Source organism: Hydrogenophaga bisanensis (assembly GCF_042665135.1).
In the GTDB taxonomy this organism is placed as follows: Bacteria; Pseudomonadota; Gammaproteobacteria; order Burkholderiales; family Burkholderiaceae_C; genus Hydrogenophaga; species Hydrogenophaga bisanensis.
Window position 1 is genome coordinate 370,452 of the sequence record NZ_JBHTBX010000001.1, and the last position, 17,345, is coordinate 387,796.

General features: G+C 66.4%; 16 protein-coding genes and 3 riboswitches. Of the genes, 10 read left to right on the plus strand and 6 right to left on the minus strand.

Annotation, left to right across the window (positions count from 1 at the left end; genetic code table 11):
* Positions 1 to 378: a 4-carboxymuconolactone decarboxylase gene (gene pcaC / locus ACFQNJ_RS01750; protein WP_382253349.1), complete on the minus strand. Its 378-nt coding sequence runs from the start codon at positions 376 to 378 to the stop codon at positions 1 to 3.
* 86 nt (positions 379 to 464) lie between these two features.
* On the opposite strand from pcaC, the gene ACFQNJ_RS01755 reads away from it, so the two are divergent.
* Positions 465 to 1,058, plus strand: coding sequence for a peroxidase-related enzyme (locus ACFQNJ_RS01755; RefSeq protein ID WP_382253351.1), 594 nt, complete (start codon positions 465 to 467; stop codon positions 1,056 to 1,058).
* Here the strand turns inward: ACFQNJ_RS01755 and ACFQNJ_RS01760 are convergent.
* From ACFQNJ_RS01760 to ACFQNJ_RS01770, 3 genes are read right to left on the minus strand one after another with little or no spacing between them, the layout of a single operon-like run.
* Positions 1,045 to 1,497 carry an acyl-CoA thioesterase gene (locus ACFQNJ_RS01760; protein ID WP_374638945.1) on the minus strand — a complete coding sequence of 151 codons (453 nt, stop codon included), beginning with the start codon at positions 1,495 to 1,497 and terminating at the stop codon, positions 1,045 to 1,047. The genes ACFQNJ_RS01755 and ACFQNJ_RS01760 overlap by 14 nt on opposite strands.
* 34 nt (positions 1,498 to 1,531) lie before the next feature.
* A complete protein-coding gene (locus ACFQNJ_RS01765; RefSeq protein WP_382253353.1) occupies positions 1,532 to 2,494 on the minus strand; it encodes a DMT family transporter in 963 nt (320 codons plus the stop codon).
* A complete protein-coding gene (locus tag ACFQNJ_RS01770) occupies positions 2,475 to 3,257 on the minus strand; it encodes an SDR family oxidoreductase (RefSeq protein ID WP_382253354.1) in 783 nt (260 codons plus the stop codon). The genes ACFQNJ_RS01765 and ACFQNJ_RS01770 overlap by 20 nt, the downstream gene beginning before the upstream one ends.
* A 134-nt stretch (positions 3,258 to 3,391) precedes the next feature.
* Between ACFQNJ_RS01770 and ACFQNJ_RS01775 the strand changes: the two genes are divergently transcribed.
* The 5 genes from ACFQNJ_RS01775 (at position 3,392) to gcvP (ending at position 10,489) form a co-directional block, all read left to right on the plus strand.
* Positions 3,392 to 5,074 carry an electron transfer flavoprotein-ubiquinone oxidoreductase gene (locus ACFQNJ_RS01775; RefSeq protein WP_382253356.1) on the plus strand — a complete coding sequence of 561 codons (1,683 nt, stop codon included), beginning with the start codon at positions 3,392 to 3,394 and terminating at the stop codon, positions 5,072 to 5,074.
* 105 nt (positions 5,075 to 5,179) lie between these two features.
* Positions 5,180 to 5,704 (plus strand): hypothetical protein, encoded by a 525-nt coding sequence (locus ACFQNJ_RS01780; protein WP_382253358.1) that lies wholly within the window; start codon positions 5,180 to 5,182, stop codon positions 5,702 to 5,704.
* Between the two features lie 26 nt (positions 5,705 to 5,730).
* Positions 5,731 to 5,831, plus strand: a riboswitch (glycine riboswitch).
* A gap of 11 nt (positions 5,832 to 5,842) precedes the next feature.
* Positions 5,843 to 5,946: riboswitch (glycine riboswitch) on the plus strand.
* Positions 5,947 to 6,014: 68 nt separating this feature from the next.
* On the plus strand, positions 6,015 to 7,142 hold the full coding sequence (gcvT, locus tag ACFQNJ_RS01785; RefSeq protein WP_382253360.1) for a glycine cleavage system aminomethyltransferase GcvT: 1,128 nt from the start codon (positions 6,015 to 6,017) through the stop codon (positions 7,140 to 7,142).
* 56 nt (positions 7,143 to 7,198) lie between these two features.
* Positions 7,199 to 7,570: a glycine cleavage system protein GcvH gene (gcvH, locus tag ACFQNJ_RS01790; RefSeq protein WP_382253362.1), complete on the plus strand. Its 372-nt coding sequence runs from the start codon at positions 7,199 to 7,201 to the stop codon at positions 7,568 to 7,570.
* Between the two features lie 27 nt (positions 7,571 to 7,597).
* On the plus strand, positions 7,598 to 10,489 hold the full coding sequence (gene gcvP / locus ACFQNJ_RS01795) for an aminomethyl-transferring glycine dehydrogenase (RefSeq protein ID WP_382253364.1): 2,892 nt from the start codon (positions 7,598 to 7,600) through the stop codon (positions 10,487 to 10,489).
* 55 nt (positions 10,490 to 10,544) lie between these two features.
* Here the strand turns inward: gcvP and ACFQNJ_RS01800 are convergent, their stop codons facing one another.
* Positions 10,545 to 11,177, minus strand: a complete 633-nt coding sequence (locus ACFQNJ_RS01800; RefSeq protein ID WP_382253366.1) for a trimeric intracellular cation channel family protein — start codon at positions 11,175 to 11,177, stop codon at positions 10,545 to 10,547.
* Positions 11,174 to 12,070, minus strand: coding sequence for a LysR family transcriptional regulator (locus tag ACFQNJ_RS01805; RefSeq protein ID WP_382253367.1), 897 nt, complete (start codon positions 12,068 to 12,070; stop codon positions 11,174 to 11,176). The genes ACFQNJ_RS01800 and ACFQNJ_RS01805 overlap by 4 nt, the downstream gene beginning before the upstream one ends.
* Before the next feature lie 108 nt (positions 12,071 to 12,178).
* Here ACFQNJ_RS01805 and ACFQNJ_RS01810 point away from each other — a divergent pair, with 108 nt between their 5' ends.
* The 4 genes from ACFQNJ_RS01810 (at position 12,179) to ACFQNJ_RS01825 (ending at position 17,325) form a co-directional block, all read left to right on the plus strand.
* On the plus strand, positions 12,179 to 13,351 hold the full coding sequence (locus ACFQNJ_RS01810) for a M20 aminoacylase family protein (RefSeq protein ID WP_382253369.1): 1,173 nt from the start codon (positions 12,179 to 12,181) through the stop codon (positions 13,349 to 13,351).
* Positions 13,352 to 13,387: 36 nt separating this feature from the next.
* Positions 13,388 to 14,386: a tripartite tricarboxylate transporter substrate binding protein gene (locus tag ACFQNJ_RS01815; RefSeq protein WP_382253371.1), complete on the plus strand. Its 999-nt coding sequence runs from the start codon at positions 13,388 to 13,390 to the stop codon at positions 14,384 to 14,386.
* A gap of 9 nt (positions 14,387 to 14,395) precedes the next feature.
* A riboswitch (glycine riboswitch) is annotated at positions 14,396 to 14,491 on the plus strand.
* Positions 14,492 to 14,653: 162 nt separating this feature from the next.
* The gene (locus ACFQNJ_RS01820; RefSeq protein ID WP_382253372.1) at positions 14,654 to 15,913 is read left to right on the plus strand and encodes a D-amino acid dehydrogenase; all 1,260 of its coding nucleotides are present in this window, start codon (positions 14,654 to 14,656) and stop codon (positions 15,911 to 15,913) included.
* A gap of 23 nt (positions 15,914 to 15,936) precedes the next feature.
* Positions 15,937 to 17,325 (plus strand): L-serine ammonia-lyase, encoded by a 1,389-nt coding sequence (locus tag ACFQNJ_RS01825; protein ID WP_382253374.1) that lies wholly within the window; start codon positions 15,937 to 15,939, stop codon positions 17,323 to 17,325.
* Positions 17,326 to 17,345: the final 20 nt, after the last annotated feature.

Below are 17,345 nucleotides of genomic sequence, written 5' to 3' on the forward strand. Positions count from 1 at the left end.
TCAGGGTCGCGGTGCGTCGATGACTTCAGACGCGGTGCGAAAGGCTTCGACCGAGGTGGGAATGCCGCAATACACGGCGGCGTGCAGCAGCACTTCCTGGATCTCTTTGGCGGTGGCCCCATTGTTGAGCGCACCGCGCACATGCCCCTTGAGCTCGTGCTGCTTGCCCAGCGCGGTCAGCATGGCCACGGTAATCAGGCTGCGGGTCTTTCGGTCCAGGCCGTCGCGCTGCCAGACATCGCCCCAGGCAGCGCGTGAGATGTGGTCCTGGATCGGCTGGGTGAAATCGGTGGCCCCGGCCAGTGCACGGTCCACGAAATCGTCACCAATGACTTGCCGGCGTGTGGCCAGGCCACGGTGGTATTGCTCATCCTGCATGTGCTGTTCCCCAAGTGTCAGAGATCGGTCAAGGCGCAAGGATAAGCTCACTTTCTTTATGGACCCTGAAACTGGAGACACGCGCCATGAGCCAGACGCCCCGCTACCCCCTGCCCGACCTGAACACCCTGCCCGAAGACCTCAAGACCAAGATCCTGGAAGTGCAGGAGAAGGCGGGTTTCGTGCCCAACGTTTTCCTGGCGCTGGCCCGCAGGCCGGCCGAGTGGCGCGCCTTCTTTGCCTACCACGATGCGCTGATGACGCCCGAGACCGTGGGCCGCACCTCGGGCCTGAGCAAGGGTGACCGTGAAATGATCGTCACCACCACCAGTGCCGCGAACCACTGCCTGTACTGCGTGGTGGCCCACGGTGCGATCCTGCGTATCTACGAGAAAAAACCTCTGGTGGCGGATCAGGTGGCTGTGAACTACCGCAAGGCGGACATCACCCCGCGCCAGCGGGCCATGCTCGACTTTGCGATGAAGGTGTGCCTGCGCTCGGACGAAATCGAAGACGCCGACTTCGAAGCCCTGCATGCGCACGGCTTCAGCGACGAGGACGCCTGGGACATTGCCGCGATCACCGCCTTCTTCGGCCTGTCCAACCGCATGGCGAGCTTCAGCGGCATGATGCCCAACCCCGAGTTCTACCTGATGGGACGCGTCCCTAAGTCGAAGTGAGTCGGGGCGGCCCCCCGGCCGCTTCGATCAGCGCGCGAGCCTGGTCAGACATCGGCACCGATTTCTGCTTCGGGAAATCCACCCACACCACGGTGGCGCCGCCGTTGGCATAGACCGTGTCCGGATCGTCGGTGCGCAGCATCTCGTGGAAGGTGTCGAAGGAGGTGCGCCCCATGGCCCCCACATAGGTGCGCACCAGCACCTCCCCCGGAAACTCGAACTGCCGGATGAAGTTGCAGAACGCGTTGACGATCACGGGGCCTTCGCCCTTGGGATCGGCTGGCAGGCCCATGCCGAAGAACCAGTCCAGCCGGGCGATCTCCATGTAGCGGAAGTAGATCGTGTTGTTCACATGACCCATGGCATCCATGTCGCCCCAGCGGATCGGGACGACGATGGTATGCACCAGTTTCTTGTCTTCAGGCAATTCGAGTTTCACCAAAGTCTCCTTGTGTCGATGCCTCGGGCCGGCCTCAGCGGTGTGCCCTGATCGAGGCCACCACGCCCAGCAGGAACATGGCACAGGCCACCAGCTGGGTGGTCTCGGGCCAGTCACCGAGCCAGGCAAACGCGTAGATCAGGGCAAACACGGTCTCGCTGACCACCAGTTGCCCGGCCAGGCTGGTACTCAGTCGCCGGCAGGCCACGTTCCACAGCACCGACGCGATCCACGCCGAGCCGATGCCGGTGAAGGCGCAGACCAGCACGAACGCGCCAAAACCCGGGCGGGCCACCAGTTCGCTCCATTCGGTACCCCAGCCCAGCCACAGCACCAGCCCCCCCAGCCCGGCCGCCAGGCCCAGCCAGTTGGCCCAGGCCGTTGACGAGACACCCGGATGACTGCGGATCCAGCGGGCGTTGAGCAGACCGAAGGCCAGCCAGCTGAGCATGGCCCCGATGGCCAGCAGGACACCGCGCCAGAAGTGGCCGGAACCACTGGCCTCCAGCTCACTGGCGGTGGCGTCCATCATCAGCACCATGCCGGCGGCGGTCAGCAGCAAGCCGGGCGCCAGGGCAGCCCAGCGCAGGTGGTCCGGCTTGCCCAGCAGCATCATCCACACCGGCAAGGTCCCGATGATCAACGCCGGCAGCGCGGCGCCAGCGTCGGCAATGCCGTAGACCAGCAGCAGGTAGTAACCCGTGTAGCCCAGCACGCTGAGCCACAGCGCGCCCCAAGCCTGCGCCGCGTCCGGCCAGAGGGCCCGGCGCTGCCCGGTGGGCGCGCGCAGGGACTGCCAGAGCAGCCAGGCCAGGGAAAAGAGGCCACAGGCCACGAAACGTCCGGCGGTGTAGTCGGCCGACGAAAAGCCAGGCGCAATCAGCGGCGCGACGAAGGTCGTCCCCCAGAAGGCACCGGCCCCCAGACCCGCCGCGACACCAGCCGCCATGCCCGGCGGCAGGGCCGCCGGCAAACGCTCAGACGCCGAAACCGTCATCTGCCGCGATCACCGCACCGTTGACAAAATGGCTTTCGTTGCTGGCCAGCATCACCAGCACCGCATCAAGGTCGGCGGGCTGCCCTACCCGCTTGCGGGGCAGCATGTTGATCAGCTTCTGGCCCTGCTCGGTCTGCCAGTGGTGGTGGTTGATCTCGGTGTCGATGTAGCCGGGACAGATGGCGTTGACGTTGATGCCGAACTTGCCCCATTCCACCGCCATGGCCTTGGTCATCTGAACCACTGCCGCCTTGCTCATGCAATAGATGCCGATCTGCGGCAGTACCTTGAGGCCCGCCATCGAGGCGATGTTGATGATGCGCCCCCCCACCCAGGTGCCCGGCGCCTGCCCCTTGGCACGCGCCAGCATGCGCTTGGCCACTTCCTGGGCCACGAAGAAGGCACCCTTGGTGTTGGTGTTCAGGACGAAGTCGTAATCCTCTTCGGTCACGTCCTGCAGACGCTGCGTGGTGCTGACACCGGAATTGTTGACCAGGATGTCGATCGGCCCCACCTCCGTCTCGGCATGGGCAATCGCCGCCTTGATGGAGGCCAGATCCGTCACATCCATTGCCACCACGTGGGCATCCCCGCCTTCGGCCTCGATGTGGGCACGCAAGGCCATCAGACGGTCGGTGCGGCGACTGGCCAGCACCACCGCGGCACCCGCCTTGGACAGCGTCTTGGCGAACTGCTCACCGAGACCGCCGGAGGCGCCGGTAATCAGGGCGACACGGCCCGAAAGGTCGATTTGATAGGACACGGGATAATCTCCTGAAACATCAAATTAGCACGGTCGTTCGATTTTGCGGCTGATCGACATAAAATGCTGTCCGCCCGATGACATCCGCCTGTGCTGGTGGAACCGATCTGAAAACCATTATCTGCGAGACCCCCATGACACCAGACGAGATCCTTGCCCAGTTCGGCCCGCGCGAAGCCATGGAGTACGACGTGGTCGTCGTTGGTGGCGGTCCGGCCGGTCTGTCCACCGCGATCCGCCTCAAGCAACTGGCCGCCGAAAAAGGCGGCGAGATCAACGTCTGCGTGCTGGAAAAAGGCTCGGAACCCGGCGCCCACATCCTGTCCGGCGCCGTGATGGACCCCAAGGCCATCACCGAGCTGTTCCCCAACTGGAAAGAGTTGGGTGCCCCGTTGCACCAGCCGGTCACCGGTGACGACCTGCTGGTGCTGTCGGAAACCGGTGCCCAGCGCACGCCCGACTGGCTGATGCCGCGCAACTTCCACAACGAAGGCTGCTACGTCATCAGCCTGGGTGCCGTCACCAAGTGGCTGGGTGAGCAAGCCGAAGCCTTGGGCGTGGAAATCTTCCCCGGCTTCACCGCCGCCGAGGTGCTGTACAACGAGGATGGCTCGGTCAAGGGCGTGGCCACCGGCAACCTCGGCATTGGCAAGGACGGCGAGCCGACCGAAAACTTCCAGATCGGCATGGAGCTGCATGCCAAGTACACGGTGTTCGCCGAAGGCGCCCGCGGCCACCTGGGCAAGCAGCTGATTGCCAAGTACCAGCTGGACGCCGGCAAGGACGCTCAGACTTTCGCCATCGGCATCAAGGAACTGTGGGAAATCCCGGCCGAGAAGGCCAAACCTGGCCTGGTGGTGCACACCGCCGGCTGGCCGCTGGGCGACGATACCTTCGGCGGTGGCTTCCTGTACCACCTCGAAGGCAACAAGGTCACGCTGGGCTACGTCATCGGTCTGGACTACCAGAACCCCTGGATGAGCCCGTTCGAGGAAATGCAGCGCTGGAAGACCCACCCGGCCATCAAGGCGCACATCGAAGGCGGCAAGCGCCTGGGCTACGGTGCCCGCGCCCTGAACAACGGCACCCCCCAGGCCCTGCCCAAGACGGTGTTCCCGGGCGGTGCGCTGGTCGGCTGCGACGCCGGCTTCCTCAACGCTGCGCGCATCAAGGGCAGCCACGCGGCCATCAAGAGCGGCATGCTGTGCGCCGAGGCGGCGTTTGAAGCCGTGGTCGCCGGCCGCCAGTCCGACGAACTCACCGCGTTCGAAACCGGCTTCAAGGCCAGCTGGCTGCACGAGGAGCTCTGGACCTACCGCAACTTCAAGAACTGGTTCAAGAAGAGCCCGCTGATGGGCAAACTGATGACCGGCGTGGAGCACTGGTTCCTGCCCAAGGTGGGTGTGAGCGTGCCGCCCTGGACCATCCACAACACGACCAAGGACCACACCAAGCTCAGGCCGGCGGCCGAGATGCCCAAGATCGCCTACCCGAAACCGGACGGCGTGATCACCTTCGACCGGCTCTCCAGCGTGTTCATGTCCAACACGAACCACGAGGAGAACCAGCCGGCACACCTGACGCTCAAGGACGCCAGCGTGCCAGTGAAGATCAACCTGGCGAAGTACGCCGGCCCCGAGAGCCGCTACTGCCCGGCCGGGGTGTACGAGTTCGTCGAGAAGGACGGACAGGACCAGCTGGTGATCAACGCACAGAACTGCGTGCACTGCAAGACCTGCGACATCAAGGACCCGACACAGAACATCGTCTGGGTCACACCCGAAGGCGGCGGCGGCCCCACCTACGCGGGCATGTAAGTAAGCCTTCTCTCCCTGCAGAACGCCGGCCTCACGCCGGCGTTACTTTTTCATACACCTGACACGTACGGCTGGCAGATTCGGTGTCCGTTGACGGAGAACACCATGCTGACCAGAACCGAGAAAGCAAAGGAAGAACTCAAACCCGGCAGCCGCACGCTCGGCCAGCGGGAGCGGTCCCTGCTGCTGCTGGCCGATGGCAAACAGGACGAAGAAGGGTTGGCTGGCCTGTTCGGCGGCGCAGGTGCCACGCTCATCGAGCATCTGATCGAGCAAGGCTACCTGGTCAGGACCTCTCCCCGTACGACAGTTGCCAAAGCTGTGCCGGCCCGACAGACACCGTCCGAAGAAGGTGGCCACGGCGACCAGTTTGCCGGTACCCGATCGCTGGCCACGGCGCGCATGTTCCTGTTTGACATCAGCGAACGCATGTTCGCCCGGCGGGATCCGGTGCTGGCCCAGCGGTACCGCGACGCCCTGCGCCAGGCCAGGGAACCGGCCGCCATGCTGGCCGTGGGCCGTGCACTGATCAGCGACATTGAAGCGCTGGCAGGCCCCAGCCGGGCCGACGGCATCAGCGAGCGCCTGGCCAGGCTGCTGCCGGCGACCCTGCTGGAGCAGGCGGCCTGACCCCGCCCGGACCCGAATCCGGTACACTCGGCAGGTCAGGAGAGTGCTGCCCCCGGGCAGCCGCCGAAGGCGCAGGCGGTCGCGAAAGTGGCCCTGAACGCTCAGGCAAAAGGACTGGCAAACATCGGCCGCTGGCTGGTGTCCCCCACTGGAGAGAGGTGGTCTTGCAGACCGCCCACCGAAGGAGCAAGTGCGGCATCGCCCGCGCGAATCTCTCAGGTAAAGCGGACAGTGGGGCAGCGCACGGATGCACCGTGCTTGTCCCGCGCAGCCATGGCTCGCGGCCACTGCCCCATGTCAAGAGTCCGCCATGTCCGACCTGAACGATCTGCACAAGACCCCGCTGCACGCGCTGCACCTTGAACTCGGTGCCCGCATGGTGCCCTTTGCCGGCTACGCCATGCCGGTGCAGTATCCCGCCGGCCTGATGGCCGAGCACCACCATACCCGCAGTGCCGCCGGTCTGTTCGACGTGTCGCACATGGGCCAGCTGACCCTGTCCGGCCCGGATGCGGCCGCTGCGTTCGAGAGCCTGATGCCGGTCGATGTGATCGGCCTGGGCGTGAACAAGCAGCGCTACGGCCTGTTGCTCAACGACCAGGGCGGCATCATCGACGACCTGATGTTCGTGAACCGCGGTTCGGACATTTTTGTCATCGTCAACGGCGCCTGCAAGGATGGCGACCTGGCACACATCCAGGCGCGCATTGGCGGCCGCTGTACCGTGACCCCCCAATTCGACCGCGCCCTGCTCGCCCTGCAGGGTCCGCAGGCTGTAACGGCGCTGGCCCGCCTGCTGCCGGGTGTCGAGCAGCTGGTGTTCATGACCGGCATGCCCGCCACCTGGAACGGGGGCGATCTGTACATCACCCGCAGCGGCTACACCGGCGAGGATGGCTTCGAGATCTCCCTGCCGGCCGACCGCGCCGACGCCTTCGCCCGCGCCCTGCTGGCGCAGACTGAGGTCAAGCCGATCGGCCTAGGCGCGCGCAATTCGCTGCGCCTGGAAGCCGGCCTGTGCCTGTACGGCAACGACATCGACGTGACGACCACCCCGGTCGAGGCCGCGCTCAACTGGGCCATGCAGAAAGTGCGGCGTACCGGCGGCGAGCGCGCTGGCGGCTTCCCGGGTTCGGATCTGGTGCTGGCCCAACTCGACGGCACTCAGGCCCTGACGCGCAAGCGTGTCGGCCTGATCGCCCTGGAGCGCGTGCCGGTGCGCGAGCACACCGAACTGCAGGACCTGCAGGGCGAGACCATCGGTGAGATCACCAGCGGCCTGCTCGGCCCCAGCGCCGACAAACCGGTGGCCATCGGCTACGTCAAGCCCGAGTTCGCCGCCGTCGGTTCCCGCATCCAGGCGCTGGTGCGCGGCAAGGCCGTGCCGATGGAAGTCGCGCCCATGCCCTTTGTGCCCAACCGCTATTTCAGGGGATGACCCCCTGCGCCGCTGCGTACCTGCCCCCGATTCAACCTTTCTAACCGGAGCCCACCATGACCACCAAGTACACCGAAGACCACGAATGGATCACCGTTGACGGCGGCATCGCCACCGTCGGCATCACCCACCACGCGCAGGACGCGCTGGGCGATGTGGTGTTCGTCGACCTGCCCGAAGTGGGCAAGACCTTCGCCCAGAAGGACGTGGCCGGCGTGGTCGAGTCTGTCAAGGCCGCGGCCGATGTGTACATGCCCGTCAGCGGCGAGATCACCGAAGTCAACGAAGCCCTGCGCGCCGACCCGTCGCTGGCCAACAGCGATCCGCTCAACGCCGGCTGGTTCTTCAAGGTCAAGCTCAGCGACCCGGCCCAGGTGGACGCCCTGCTGGACGCCACCGCCTACGAAGCATTTTCCAAGAACGCCTGATCGCCTCCACCCGCCAGGACACGCGCCATGCTGATGCCTTCCGTCAAACCCCTGGGTGAACTCGAAAACGCCAGCGAGTTCATCGCCCGCCACATCGGCATCAGCGAAGCCGATGAGACCCACATGCTGTCTGTCATCGGCGAGGCCTCGCGGCGCGCGCTGATCGACTCCATCGTGCCGCGCAGCATTGCGCGCAGCGCCGGCATGCAGTTGCCGCCTGCGGCCACCGAAGCTGCCGCGCTGGCCGAACTCAAGGCCATCGCGCAGAAGAACAAGCTCTACCGCAACTTCATCGGCCAGGGCTACTATGGCACCCACACGCCGGGCGTGATCCTGCGCAACATCCTGGAAAACCCGGCCTGGTACACCGCCTACACGCCCTATCAGGCCGAGATTTCGCAGGGCCGCATGGAAGCCCTGGTCAATTTCCAGACCATGGTCACCGACCTGACCGGCATGGCGATCGCCAACGCGTCCATGCTCGACGAGGCCACCGCTGCCGCCGAAGCCATGACCCTGGCCAAGCGCTCGGTCAAGGCCAAGGGCAACACCATTGTCGTGGGTGGAGACTGCCACCCGCAGACCATCGAGGTGATCCAGACCCGTGCCAAGCCGCTGGGCCTGACGGTCAAACTGGCGAATTCGGCCGCTGAATGGGCTGAGGCGCTTCAGGGTGACGACTACTTCGCCGTGCTGGCGCAGTACCCGTCTACCAGCGGCCGCATCGACGATCTGCGCACCGACGTGCAGACCGTGCACGCCAAACAGGCCGCCTTCATCGTGGCCGCCGATCTGCTGGCGCTGACTCTGCTGGTGCCTCCGGGCGAGTTCGACGCCGACATCGTGGTCGGCACCACCCAGCGCTTTGGCATGCCCATGGGCGCGGGCGGCCCGCACGCCGCCTACATGGCCTGCCGTGACGAGTACAAGCGTTCGCTGCCCGGCCGTCTGGTGGGCGTGAGCGTGGACGCTCACGGCAACCCGGCCTACCGCCTGGCGCTGCAGACGCGCGAGCAGCACATCCGCCGCGAGAAGGCCACCTCCAACATCTGCACCGCGCAGGTGCTGCCGGCCGTGGTGGCCAGCATGTATGCCGTGTACCACGGCCCGCAGGGCCTCAAGCGAATTGCCCAGCGTGTGGCCAGCTACACCGCCGTGCTGGCCGCTGGCCTGCAGCAACTGGGCTGGACGATGACCAGCGACTCTGCCTTCGACACCCTGACGGTGAAGGCTGGCGACCAGGCCACCGCCATCATCGCCAAGGCCCTGTCCAAGGGTGCCAACCTTCGCCTGTCCTGGGGTGAATACGTCAGCATGTCTCTGGACGAAACCACCACGCGCGAGGACATTGCCCTGCTGTGGTCGGTGTTCGCCAAAGACGGTCAGGCCCTGCCCTCCTTCAACGCCTTCGAAAAAGGCGTGGAGCCGCTGATCCCGGCCGAGCTGCGCCGCACCAGCGCCTACATGACGCACCCGGTGTTCGACAGCCACCACAGCGAGACCGGCATGCTGCGCTACATCCGCAGCCTGTCCGACAAGGACCTGGCGCTGGACCGCAGCATGATCCCGCTGGGCTCATGCACCATGAAGCTCAACGCCACCAGCGAGATGATTCCCATCACCTGGCCGGAGTTCGCGGGCGTGCATCCCTTCGCCCCGGCCGACCAGCTGCAGGGTTACAAGGAACTGGACGAGCAGTTGCGCGCCTGGCTGTGCCAGGCCACGGGCTACGCCGGCATCAGCCTGCAGCCGAACGCTGGCTCCCAAGGTGAGTACGCTGGCCTGCTCGCGATCCAGGCCTTCCATGCCTCGCGCGGCGAGAGCCACCGCAACATCTGCCTGATCCCCTCGTCGGCGCACGGCACCAACCCCGCGTCGGCCCAGATGGTGGGCATGACCGTGGTGGTGACCAAGTGCGACGACAACGGCAACGTGGACATGGCCGACCTCAAGGCCAAGTGCGAACAGCACAGCGCGAACCTGGCCGCGGTGATGATCACCTACCCATCGACACACGGTGTGTTCGAAACCACGGTCAAGGAGCTGTGCGCCCTGGTGCACCAGCACGGCGGTCGCGTGTACGTGGACGGTGCCAACATGAACGCGCTGGTGGGCGTGGCCGCACCGGGCGAGTTCGGCGGTGACGTGAGCCACCTGAACCTGCACAAGACCTTCTGCATCCCGCACGGCGGCGGCGGCCCGGGCGTCGGTCCGGTCTGCGTGGTCGAAGACCTCGTGCCCTTCCTGCCCGGCCACGCGACGGGCGGCGTGAAGAGCGGCGTGGGCGCCGTGTCGGCCGCACCGCTGGGCAACGCAGCCGTCCTGCCGATCAGCTGGATGTACATCCGCATGATGGGCGCCGACGGCCTGAAGCACGCGACCGAAGCCGCCATCCTGTCGGCCAACTACATCAGCAAGCGCCTGGCAGACCACTACCCCACGCTCTACGCATCGGCCAACGGCCATGTGGCGCACGAGTGCATCCTGGACCTGCGCGGCTTCAAGGAAACCTGCGGTGTGATGGCCGAGGACGTCGCCAAGCGGCTGATGGACTACGGCTTCCACGCGCCCACGCTGAGCTTCCCGGTGGCCAACACGCTGATGGTCGAACCGACCGAAAGCGAAACCCGCGAGGAGCTGGACCGCTTCATCGACGCGATGATCGCGATCCGCGAAGAGATCCGCCGCATCGAGAAGGGCGAGTGGCCGCAGGACGACAACCCGCTGAAGAATGCGCCGCACACCGCGGCCAGCGTGCTCAAGAGCGAGTGGCCACACCCCTACCCGCGCGAAGTCGCCGCGGTGGCGGCCGGCCACGCGGTCAACACCAAGTACTGGCCGTCGGTGGGCCGGGTGGACAACGTTTACGGCGACCGCAACCTGTTCTGCAGCTGCGTGCCCGTTTCCGAACTGGCCTGACCGCCCAGGCCTCATGAATGCCAACGCCGGAGGGGCCTGCCCTCACCGGCGTTGTTCATTTCTGCGGCAGGCGCCAGCCGGGCAATTGCCAGTCGAAAGCCACCGCCAGCAGGCGGCTACCGGTCGCCACGGCAATGCCGGCCAGACTCGCCAGTTCCGAGCCGAGTCCCAGCCCCCCGAGACCGAGGAAGACCATGCTGCCGGCCACCGCACACAGCGCGTACGGGCGGTGGTCCTGGTAAACCTTGGGTACCTCGTTGCACAGCACGTCACGCGCCACGCCGCCGACGATGGCCGTCGTGGCGCCCATCAGCACACTCACGCCCGGCGACATGCCGGCGCCCAGGGCGATGCTGGTGCCAGAGATGGCGAACAGACCGAGACCGAAGGCGTCGGCCCACTCCATCAGCCGCGCGCCGGCGTCCTTGAGCGCGGCCCGCAGCCACCAGGGCGCGGTAATCACCATGGCGAGCACCAGCCAGAGGTAGGCCTCGTGCTCGACCCAGAACAGCGGACGGCGGTCGAGCAGCAGGTCGCGCACCGTGCCGCCGCCGAAGGCGCTGACGAAGGCCACCGAGAACACGCCGACCACGTCCATGCGCTTGCGCATGGCCTCGATCAGTCCGGACATGGCGAAGGCCACCGTGCCGCCCACCTCGATCGCGATCAGCAAAGCCGTGAGTTTCATTCGACCCCATTCTGGACCAGCCACCCGGCCAGCCACTCGCGCAGGATGCGCAGGGCCGGCGCTTCCTGGCGCTGCCCGAGCGTGACCAGGCCGAAGCGCGCCGTGGCGTCCAGCGCCGGGGCCATGTCCAGCGGCACCAGCCCTTCGGCGGCGGCCCGCGGCGTCAGCACGACCGCATGGCTGCGGCGCGCCACCTCGACGATGTTCAGCGTCTCGTCGCTGCGCAGGGTCACCATGTCGTCGGGGTTGGCCTGCGGGCCGTAGCGGCCGATCAGCATGCGCGCCACCTCGTCACTCAGCGGTGTGGACGCGATGGGGTAAGCCAGCACGTCCTCGATGGCCGCAGGCCGCCCGAGCTGCATCAGCGGATGGTCCGGCCGCACCAGAAAACCGGCCGGCAGCTCGAACACCTGCGCGATCGCCAGGTCGGCCGCCGGCCGCACCGAGCGCACGTCCAGCACGGCGGCGTCTAGGTGCTGGTCGCGCAGTTCGTCGACCAGCACAGCCGTATTGCCGCGCGAAATCTGCAACCGCAGCCTGGGGTGATGCTCGGCCATGTGCAACATCAGCGGCGTGGACAGCAGCGCGCCCGGGCCGGAACTCAGGCCGATGCGCAGCGTGCCGGTCAGGCCCGCGTGCAGGCCCTTGCCGGTCTGCTTCAGCGCCTCGGCATCGGCCACCAGGCGGCGCGCGCGTTGCAGGACTTCGTGGCCGAAGGGCGTGAGCCCGATGCGCCGCCCGAGCCGGTCGAACAGGCGCCCGCCCAGTTCGTCCTCCAGCCCCTGGATGCTGCGCGTGAGCGCAGGCTGCGTGAGGTACAGGGCCTTGGACGCCTGCACGAAAGCCCCGAGTTCGGCCAGCACCACGAAGTGCCTCAGCTGCACCAGTGTCATGCTCAAACCCTCCATCGAAATGCATGGATCGTTGATGATCAATGCATTGGACTTTAATCCAGCCGCTTCCTAACATGCAACAAAGTTCATGTTTCAGGAGCGCTTTGCATGGATCGCCTCAGTGACGCCGCCGTCGAACAGTTCATCGCGGTGCGCCGCGACATCCACCGCCACCCCGAACTCGCTTTCAGCGAGCGCCGCACCGCCGCCCTGGTCGCGGCCCAGCTGGGAGCCTGGGGCTACGAAGTCACGACCGGCCTGGGCGGCACCGGCGTCGTCGGCCAACTGAAGCGCGGCACCTCCACCCGCACGCTCGGCCTGCGCGCCGACATGGACGCCCTGCCGATTGCCGAGGCCACGGGCGTGGCCTGGGCCAGCTGCGAGCACGGCGTGATGCACGCCTGCGGCCACGACGGCCACACCGCCATGTTGCTGGCCGCGGCGCACCACCTGGCGCAGCACGGCCGCTTCGACGGCACGCTGAACCTGATCTTCCAGCCCGCCGAAGAAGGCGGCGGTGGCGCACTCCAGATGATGGAAGACGGCCTGTTCCAGCGTTTCCCCTGCGACGCGATCTTTGCGATGCACAACATGCCGGGCATCCCGCAGGGCCAGCTGGTGTTCCGCGGCGGCCCGGCCATGGCCTCGTCCGACTACGCCACCGTCACCCTGCATGGCCACGGCGGGCACGGCGCCATGCCGCACAAGGCGACCGACGTGGTGGTGGCGGCGGCCTCGCTGATCATGGCGCTGCAGACCGTGGTCTCGCGCCATGTGGACCCGATGCAGCCGGCCGTGGTCACGGTGGGCGCGATCCACGCGGGCGAGGCCAACAACGTGATCCCGGCCGAGGCGCGGCTGGAGATCAGCGTGCGCACGCTGGACCCGCAGGTGCGGCGCAGCGTGGAACAGCGCATCCGCGAGCTGGTGCGCCTGCAGGCCGAGAGCTTCGGCGTGCGCGCCGAGATCGTCTGGCGGCCCGGTTACGCGGTGCTGGTCAACGACGCCACACAGACCGCCCGCGCGCTGGCGGTGGCGCAGAAGCACTTCCCCGCGGAGCAGATCAACCCGCAGGGCCCGATCGTCAGCGGCAGCGAGGACTTCGCCTTCATGCTCGAACGCGTGCCCGGCAGCTACCTCTTCATCGGCAACGGCGTCGACGGCGAGCCCGGTGCCTGCATGGTGCACAACCCGGCCTACGACTTCAACGACCTGAACATTGCCCCCGGCGCAGCCTACTGGATCGCGCTGGTGCAGGACCTGCTTTCCCCCGCCCCCTGAGTTTTTGCCCCTCGACAACCACACCGGAGACACATCATGAACGCCCGCATCCGCATCCACTTCGCTCTGGCCGCCGCCGCGCTGGCCACCCTCGGCCTGGCCGGCACCGCCGCCGCCCAGACCTTCCCGGCCAAACCGGTCACGCTGATGGTGCCCTACCCTGCAGGCGGCCTGTCGGACGTGATCGCACGCTCGGTCAACACCACCCTGGGCAAGCAACTGGGCCAGCCGGTGATCGTGGAAAACCTGGGCGGCGCCAGCGGCTCCATCGCCGCCACAAAGGTGCTCGGTGGTCCCAGCGACGGCTACACCATCTTCCAGGGTTCACCCAACGAGCTGATCCTCGCGCCTCTGGCGATTTCGTCCATCAAGTTCAAGAGCGAGGACTTCCGCCTGGTGCAGATGATCGCCACCGCGCAGATCGCCTTCCTCGCCAAGAAGGACCTGCCGGTGAACAGCGTGGACGAGTTCCTGGACCACGCGCGCAAGGCCGCCAAGGACGGCAAGCCGCTGACGTTTGCCAGCGTCGGCCCCGGTTCGTTCTACCACCTGCTGGGCGAGCACCTGTCCAAGGTCAGCGGCATCCCGATAATCCACGTGCCCTACAAGGGCGGGGCCCCCGCCGAGCAGGACCTGATGGCCGGCCAGGTCGATTTCTTCCTCACGCCCTATGGCAAGAAGTACGACGAGATGCACAAGACCGGCCGCGTCAAGGTGCTGGCCATGCTCAACGGCGAGCGGCTGGACAGCGTGAAGCAGTACCCGGCGATCAGCGAGAGCAAGCAGCTCAAGGACTTCACCTTCAAGATCTGGACCGGCTACTTCGTCAAGAAGGACACCCCGGAACCCGTGGTGACTGCGCTGCACAAGGCCATTACCGGTACGCTGGGCGACCCGGCCGTGCACGCCGCGCTGGAAGCCAACAGCCTGCTGCTGCCCAAGCCGCAAACCCTGGCCGAAGCCGACAAGGCCTATGCCGATGGCATGCAACAGTTCCGGGCTATCGTCAAATCCATCGGACTGCAGGCACAATAAGCGTCTTTCTTCCGTCGATCGGGAGAGACCGGCCCCGCAGGGGGAACCGGCGCCGAAGGAGCAACCGCCCCGGAAACTCTCAGGCAAAAGGACCGGTCGACGTTTCCATCTCTGAAGAGCGATCGGGTTCCGTCACCCGGTCCACCGCAGGAGCAAGTGGCGGCCACGGCCGTCATGAATCTCTCAGGTTCCAAACAGAGGGGGCGCACGCCGCACGCATGGTGCGCGCAGCGCGCTTTTCCCCTCTGACGTTCTGGAGCCTGTCTCATGCATACGATCGCTGTCATTGGCGGTGGCATCACCGGTGTCACCACGGCTTACGCGCTGGCCAAGCGCGGCTTCTCCGTCACCCTGTTCGAGCGGCACCGCTACGCCGCCATGGACACCTCGTTCGCCAACGGCGGTCAGCTGTCGGCCTCCAACGCCGAGGTGTGGACCCACTGGTCCACCATCCTCAAGGGCATCAAGTGGATGCTCAAGAGCGATGCGCCTTTGCTGGTCAACCCCAAGCCGAGCTGGCACAAGATCAGCTGGTTCGCCGAGTTCATCGCCAACATTCCCCACTACCGGCAGAACACCATCGACACGGCTCGTCTGGCGATTGCCGCACGTGAGCACCTCTTCAGCTGGGCCGACGCCGAGGGCGTGGACTTCGACCTGAAGAAAGAGGGCATCCTGCACATCTACCGCGACAAGAAGGGCTACGACCATGCCGCCAGCGTGAGCAAGCTGCTGGCCGCCGGCGGTCTGCCGCGCCAGGCGGTCACGCCCGAGGAGATGCGCGCCATCGAACCCACGCTGGCCGGCCAATACTACGGCGGCTTCTACACCGAAAGCGACTCCACCGGCGACATCCACAAGTTCACCAACGGTCTGGCGGCGGCCATCGAACGCCTGGGTGTGCGCTGCCTGTGGGGCAGCGAGGTGGCCCGCGTCTCCAGCGACGGCCGCCGCGCCACGGTGACGCTGCGCACCGACGTCGGCGAGGAGCCGCACCACTTCGACGCCATGGTGGTCTGTGCCGGTGTGGGCAGCCGCGCCTTGGCCGCTCAGCTGGGCGATCGCGTCAACATCTACCCGGTCAAGGGCTACTCCATCACGGTCAACCTGCTGGACGCACAGAGCCAGCAGGCGGCGCCGACGGTCAGCCTGCTCGACGATGAAACCAAGCTGGTGACCAGCCGCCTGGGCGTTGACCGCTTCCGCGTGGCCGGCACCGCCGAGTTCAACGGCTACAACCGGGACATCCGCGCCGATCGCATCAAACCGCTGATCGACTGGGTCAACCAGTGCTTCCCGGGTGTGAACACCCGCCAGGTGGTGCCCTGGGCCGGTCTGCGTCCGATGATGCCCAACATGATGCCGCGCGTCGGGCAGGGTCGACAGGCCAACGTCTTCTACAACACCGGGCACGGTCACCTGGGCTGGACCTTGTCGGCCGTCACTGCCGACATGATCGGCAGCCAGATCGCAGAAAAGGCACGTACGATGGCGCCCAGCCAGTTGCTGGTCCCTGCCACCGCCTGAGCCTGCCAGAAAGGACCTTGCCCATGGCCATCTCCGCGTTCGACCTTTTCAAGATCGGTATCGGCCCCAGCAGTTCTCACACGGTGGGGCCCATGCGGGCCGCCCGGCTGTTTGTGAGCGGACTGCAGGCCAGTGGCCAGCTCGAACAGGTGGTTCGCGTGCAGTGCGGTCTGCATGGATCGCTGGGGGCCACGGGCAAGGGCCACGGTAGCGACAAGGCGGTGCTGCTCGGCCTGTGCGGCCTGGAGCCAGAGACGGTCCCCATCGAGTCGGTGGAACCCACCATTTCGGCGATTCGCCAGCAAGGTCGGATCGCGCTGATGGGGCAGCACAGCATCGCGTGGAATGAACGGGAAGACCTGTCGTTTTATCGCCAGCCCCTGCCCTTCCACGCCAACGGCATGCGTCTGGCGGCCTGGTCTAAGGAGGGGACGCTGCTGGCTGAACGGACCTACTACTCGGTCGGCGGCGGATTTGTGGTCAGCGAAGCCGTGGCCGCCGATGGCGAACGGCAGAAAGTGATCGCACCCGACCCCACCCAGTTGCCCATTCCCTTCCGCACCGGGGAAGAACTGTTGCAGCGCTGCCGCGAGCATGGCCTGAGCATCGCGGGCGTCATGCGGGTCAACGAGCACTATTGGCGCAGCGATGAAGAGGTGCGCTCCGGCCTGTTGCGCATCTGGGACGTGATGCAGGCCTGCGTTCAACGTGGCTGCGCCACCGACGGCATCCTGCCCGGTGGCTTCAAGGTGCGCCGGCGGGCTCCAGGCCTGCATCGTGACCTGACCGGTCACCCCGAGAAGGCCCTGACCGATCCACTGGCCGTGCTCGACTGGGTGAATCTGTACGCACTGGCGGTCAATGAGGAAAACGCTGCCGGCGGCCGGGTGGTGACGGCGCCCACCAACGGTGCAGCCGGCATCATCCCGGCGGTGCTGCATTACTACCGCCGCTTTGTCCCCAGCGCCTCCGACGACGGCGTGGTTGATTTCCTGCTCACGGCGGCGGCCATCGGCATCCTGTACAAGGAAAACGCCAGCATCAGCGGTGCCGAGGTGGGCTGCCAGGGTGAGGTGGGCGTGGCCTGCTCGATGGCGGCGGGTGCCCTGTGTGCGGTGCTCGGCGGTACACCCGAACAGGTGGAGAACGCCGCCGAAATCGGCATGGAGCACCACCTGGGCCTGACCTGCGACCCGGTCGGCGGCCTGGTGCAGATTCCGTGCATCGAGCGCAATGCCATCGCCTCGGTCAAGGCCATCAACGCCGCGCGCATGGCGCTGCGCGGCGACGGCACCCACCACGTCAGCCTGGACAAGGTCATCAAGACCATGCGCGAGACCGGGGCGGACATGAAGACCAAATACAAGGAAACGGCGCGCGGCGGGCTGGCCGTGAACATCGTGGAGTGTTGAGCGCGTCCTGGTTCAGCGGC

Excerpts from the sequence above, each read along its gene's own strand:
- ACFQNJ_RS01755 (WP_382253351.1), top strand. The coding sequence starts at position 465 with ATGAGCCAGACGCCCCGCTACCCCCTGCCCGACCTGAACACCCTGCCC.
- ACFQNJ_RS01810 (WP_382253369.1), top strand. The coding sequence starts at position 12,179 with ATGGATCGCCTCAGTGACGCCGCCGTCGAACAGTTCATCGCGGTGCGC.
- gcvH (WP_382253362.1), top strand. The coding sequence starts at position 7,199 with ATGACCACCAAGTACACCGAAGACCACGAATGGATCACCGTTGACGGC.
- ACFQNJ_RS01825 (WP_382253374.1), top strand. The coding sequence starts at position 15,937 with ATGGCCATCTCCGCGTTCGACCTTTTCAAGATCGGTATCGGCCCCAGC.
- ACFQNJ_RS01765 (WP_382253353.1), bottom strand. The coding sequence starts at position 2,494 with ATGACGGTTTCGGCGTCTGAGCGTTTGCCGGCGGCCCTGCCGCCGGGC.
- ACFQNJ_RS01800 (WP_382253366.1), bottom strand. The coding sequence starts at position 11,177 with ATGAAACTCACGGCTTTGCTGATCGCGATCGAGGTGGGCGGCACGGTG.
- ACFQNJ_RS01815 (WP_382253371.1), top strand. The coding sequence starts at position 13,388 with ATGAACGCCCGCATCCGCATCCACTTCGCTCTGGCCGCCGCCGCGCTG.
- ACFQNJ_RS01780 (WP_382253358.1), top strand. The coding sequence starts at position 5,180 with ATGCTGACCAGAACCGAGAAAGCAAAGGAAGAACTCAAACCCGGCAGC.
- gcvP (WP_382253364.1), top strand. The coding sequence starts at position 7,598 with ATGCTGATGCCTTCCGTCAAACCCCTGGGTGAACTCGAAAACGCCAGC.
- gcvT (WP_382253360.1), top strand. The coding sequence starts at position 6,015 with ATGTCCGACCTGAACGATCTGCACAAGACCCCGCTGCACGCGCTGCAC.
- ACFQNJ_RS01820 (WP_382253372.1), top strand. The coding sequence starts at position 14,654 with ATGCATACGATCGCTGTCATTGGCGGTGGCATCACCGGTGTCACCACG.
- pcaC (WP_382253349.1), bottom strand. The coding sequence starts at position 378 with ATGCAGGATGAGCAATACCACCGTGGCCTGGCCACACGCCGGCAAGTC.
- ACFQNJ_RS01805 (WP_382253367.1), bottom strand. The coding sequence starts at position 12,070 with ATGACACTGGTGCAGCTGAGGCACTTCGTGGTGCTGGCCGAACTCGGG.
- ACFQNJ_RS01775 (WP_382253356.1), top strand. The coding sequence starts at position 3,392 with ATGACACCAGACGAGATCCTTGCCCAGTTCGGCCCGCGCGAAGCCATG.